Source organism: Nitrosospira multiformis (genome assembly GCF_900110185.1).
GTDB lineage: Bacteria > Pseudomonadota > Gammaproteobacteria > Burkholderiales > Nitrosomonadaceae > Nitrosospira > Nitrosospira multiformis_A.
The window spans coordinates 1-3742 of sequence record NZ_FOCT01000033.1 but is presented as its reverse complement, the minus strand read 5'-3'; the positions used below and the strand labels follow the sequence as shown (position 1 = coordinate 3742).

General features: G+C 51.2%; 5 protein-coding genes. 3 read left to right on the top strand and 2 right to left on the bottom strand.

Annotated features, from left to right (window positions below; genetic code table 11):
- The first annotated feature begins 131 nt into the window (after positions 1-131).
- On the top strand, positions 132-590 hold the full coding sequence (locus tag BMY01_RS18525) for a ParB/RepB/Spo0J family partition protein (protein ID WP_074749249.1): 459 nt from the start codon (positions 132-134) through the stop codon (positions 588-590).
- Positions 591-673: 83 nt separating this feature from the next.
- Entirely contained in the window at positions 674-1681 is a 1008-nt protein-coding gene (locus BMY01_RS18520) for a hypothetical protein (protein ID WP_074749248.1), read from the top strand.
- Between the two features lie 297 nt (positions 1682-1978).
- On the opposite strand, the gene BMY01_RS16760 is transcribed toward BMY01_RS18520, so the two are convergent.
- Positions 1979-2182: a cold-shock protein gene (locus BMY01_RS16760; protein WP_074749247.1), complete on the bottom strand. Its 204-nt coding sequence runs from the start codon at positions 2180-2182 to the stop codon at positions 1979-1981.
- 709 nt (positions 2183-2891) lie between these two features.
- Here BMY01_RS16760 and BMY01_RS16755 point away from each other — a divergent pair.
- Positions 2892-3152, top strand: coding sequence for a hypothetical protein (locus BMY01_RS16755; protein ID WP_074749246.1), 261 nt, complete (start codon positions 2892-2894; stop codon positions 3150-3152).
- Positions 3153-3637: 485 nt separating this feature from the next.
- Here BMY01_RS16755 and BMY01_RS16750 read toward each other — a convergent pair.
- A partial coding sequence (locus tag BMY01_RS16750) for an HU family DNA-binding protein (RefSeq protein WP_175463311.1) occupies positions 3638-3742 on the bottom strand: 105 nt, incomplete at its 5' end.

The window sequence follows — 3742 nt, the reverse complement described above, 5'->3', positions numbered from 1 at the left end:
AACCATCCAGACCGTTGAAACTACTATTACCCGCATTCCGGTTAAAAACCTTGTCATCTCGCCCTTGAACGTCCACAAGAAACAGGGGAACCGGCATCAAGGAACTGGCCGCCCTGATCGCATCGCAAGGATTGATCCACAACCTTGTCGTCATCCCTCAACTCAAGAAATCCAAGCAAACCGGAAGGTATGAAGTCGTGGCGGGTGGGCGCAGGCTGGCCGCTCTGAACCTGCTGATCGCCGATGGGCGGCTGCCAAAAGACCATGAGGTGGATTGCCGCATGGTCGGGAGACAGGAAGCAGTGGAAATGAGCCTGTCCGAGAACAGTGGACGGGAGCATATGCGTCCTGCCGATCTTGTCATGGCCTACCGCAATCTGACCGATGCTGGACTCTCGCCGGATGAGATAGCGCCGCGTTTTGGCGTATCGCCCCTGACGATCAGGCGATATCTCAAGCTCGCGAATGTTTCACCGAAGATTTTCGCACTGTATGCGGAAGGCAGAATCAGCTTCGAGCAGATATCCGCTTTGGCGCTGACCGACGATCACGAATTGCAGGAGCGGCTATGGGAACACACCCCTGAATAGCAGCGCAATGGTGCTACCTCCGGCGGCTCATTACTGGTAATGAAATCAACATCCGAACGAATCCACTTGCCCGATTTGTTGGCGTGGAGGCGTATGAAGCGGCGGGCGGATTGATACGACGCGACCTTTTTGGGGATGAGGATGAGGGCTACATGCAGGATGCCGAATTGCTTGAATCGCTTGCCTTGGAAAAACTCAATGGATCAGTGGAATCCGTCAAGGAGGAAGGGTTTGCATGGGTACAGGTTCGAACTCAATTCGATTATTCCGATCGGGCTGAATTTGGGCGTGCAAGGACGGTCAGGCGGGAGCTCACGGAAGAGGAACAGGCCAGAATGGATGCACTGGGCGCTGAAATGGAAGCTCTTGAAGCAGGATATGAGGCGTATGACGAGGACACTGACGAGTCAGGCGAAGTCTATGCTGGCTTGGAGGAAAAACATGAGCGGATTCAGTGGGAGCTGGATAGGCTTAGCGCATCGCTTGAACAGTTTTCTCCGGATGATCTTGCGATTGCCGGCGCCATCGTTACCATCACCCATGGTGGAGAACTGAAAATTGAGCGGAGGCTTATCCGCAAGGAGGACATGAAGAAACTGCCTTCCCCACAAGGAGAAAGAGGAGGGGGGATTGCAGGAACGGGGAGGGGAAGTGAAGAAAAGCCTGTCCATTCTGAAAAACTCACGCACATGCTGACTGCGCACCGCACCGCCGCGATTCAGGCAGCAATGGCAAACAAGCCGCACGTTGCACTCGCAGTACTCGTTCACCAGCTGGTTCTGAAGGTTTTCTCAAGCAGGCATGTGGAGACGCTCGTGAAAATCAGCGTGGAGCGCGTCTATCTAAAGACTGAAGCGGAGAATATCGAGCAGGGCAGAGCAGCTATCGTACTCGCGGAAGCATCAATATTGGCAAGAGCGCATCGAAGCGGGAAAGCAGGGTGGCAAGACGCTGTTCGAGTGGCTAATTGGAACAGCCGCAGCAAGACCTTCTGGAGTTGCTGGCCTACTGCACGGCGACCTCGATCAATACCGTTTCCGGCAAGGAAAATGCTCCATCGGATGAGGTTGCAGCACTCACCACTGCCTTGAATCTCGACATGGCTGACTGGTGGGAGGCAACAGTGGAGAATTACCTCTCGCATGTCCCGAAAGACCGGATTCTTGCGATTGTGGCTGAAGCGTATCGCCCCCACATGCGCAAAGCATGAACGGGCTCAAGAAAGTCGATCTGGCGCGGCAAGCGGAACAGGTTTTATCCGGTTTGGGATGGGTGCCGGATAACTTCAAGGCAGTTAAACCGCAGGAAGAGCAGCAGTTCTGATCGTCGCGGCCCCCCTTTGAAGGGGGGCGACAACCGAAGATTTTTGCGGCCGTGAAAATGAAACCTTACGCAGCTTGAATGTTTGATGCCTGCTTGCCCTTAGGACCTTGTGTAACCTCAAACGTTACTTTTTGACCTTCTTTCAGCGTCTTGAATCCGCCCATGGTGATTGCCGAGAAGTGCGCAAATAAATCCTCACTGCCGTCAGCAGGGGTAATGAAGCCAAAGCCTTTTGCATCGTTGAACCACTTTACTGTACCAATTGCCATTTTTTATTCCCCATACATATCAGTTAAAAAAATACCCTTGTTGTCAGAGGTCAGGGCTGACCGTATTTTGTCAATCCTTAGGTGAGGAATATGTTCGCTACCGTACCTAAGAAATCGATGCGTTCAAGATCATCCCTTACTTAAAATCATTTTTGCATATAACTGCACTCTACCCCTATGTTTGGCAGATTCCTGGAAAGCTAAAAGAAGCCGTGATAGAGGATCACGGAAATACCGAATATGACAACTGCAGTACCCAATATGACAACCACATTACCAAATATAGCAGCAACAGCAAGGATAATTTTTCGCTTCATTACGTTACTTTTCCTCGGAAAAGGGGCGTGCAGGGAGTCGCGATGCCCTTTAAACAGAAGGCCCTTGGGCTACCCCCATTACAGAATGGTTATTACGGTTGTACTAGGATGGTATGGCGCGGAAAAAGCTGAAAACGGACGATAGGCGGAATGGCTCGAAATTTCCTTGATCTCTTGCATGGTTTGCGCGATGTGTCCTTCGCATTAGGGCGCGCATTATTCCCTAATCCTTGGAATTTGTCGATATAACTTTTATCGGTAAGCCTCAAGCTCCCGAAAAATTAGTTCAGGTTTTGGAAGAAGAACTATCCTTACAAAAGGGAATGGGAAATTTCCCACAATTTTGGGATTGAACAAAGAGAATAACCAACCGCAGTTACAGGAGAACGACAATGAGCAACAACGGTGGGCCTGCTTTTCCTGCTGAATGGACTAACACGGGCGACCAGAACAGGACAGCGCCAAATGGCGTTGTCGTCCCCCCCGGCGAAACTGTACAACTACACGGCATGTCGCTCAGGGACTGGTTCGCGGGACAAGCCATGCAAGGGTTGATTGCGGACACGGAGTTTCCCCTTGACCACGATGGCCTGGCAAAAGCGGCATACGACATTGCAGATGCCATGCTCGAAGCAAGGAAGCAGTCCCGTTAAACCTACCTAAGGTATCCCGATCAACGCGAACCCCTTAACCGCGGCGATCCCTTAGACCACCGCGGGAAATCCGGCGTACAACCCATGCAGCGAGAGCAGTAAAGACAAGTTTTCGTATCAATTCATCCTCCTATTATTGGTCGGGCTATTGTGCCTTCAGCGGGAAATGGGTGGCGGAATAGCCCCTAATACGATGAAGGTTGCTCTTTAAGGATAGAGCAGAGGAGAACTGAATTCTCTTTATAAAAACGTTTCTTTCCTTGTCTCCCTTTTCCCACTGTTATATATCTCCATAAAACGACCGTTTTATGGAGATATGGCATTGTGCGCGATAAGCGATTCAACTGGCGGACCAGGAGTGATCGGATCATGAGTCAGTGTAGCCCTTAGCCCGCATTACAATGATCGTATGCCTCCGTGGTTTCCAGGTCCAGAATAACGTAGAGGAAAGGAAGTACAGAAGAGCGAGGTAGCGCTGATTTGGGTTAATCTTTTCCGTTCTTCCCATTCACTGCCGCCTTGAGCGTGGAGCCTGGCTTGAATGCAGGCACCTTGGAGGCGGCGATCTTCAATTGCTCCCCTGTTTTAGG

Bases quoted from the DNA above. Each gene is read 5' to 3' on its own strand.
- BMY01_RS16760 (WP_074749247.1), bottom strand. From the start codon at position 2,182: ATGGCAATTGGTACAGTAAAGTGGTTCAACGATGCAAAAGGCTTTGGC.
- BMY01_RS16755 (WP_074749246.1), top strand. From the start codon at position 2,892: ATGAGCAACAACGGTGGGCCTGCTTTTCCTGCTGAATGGACTAACACG.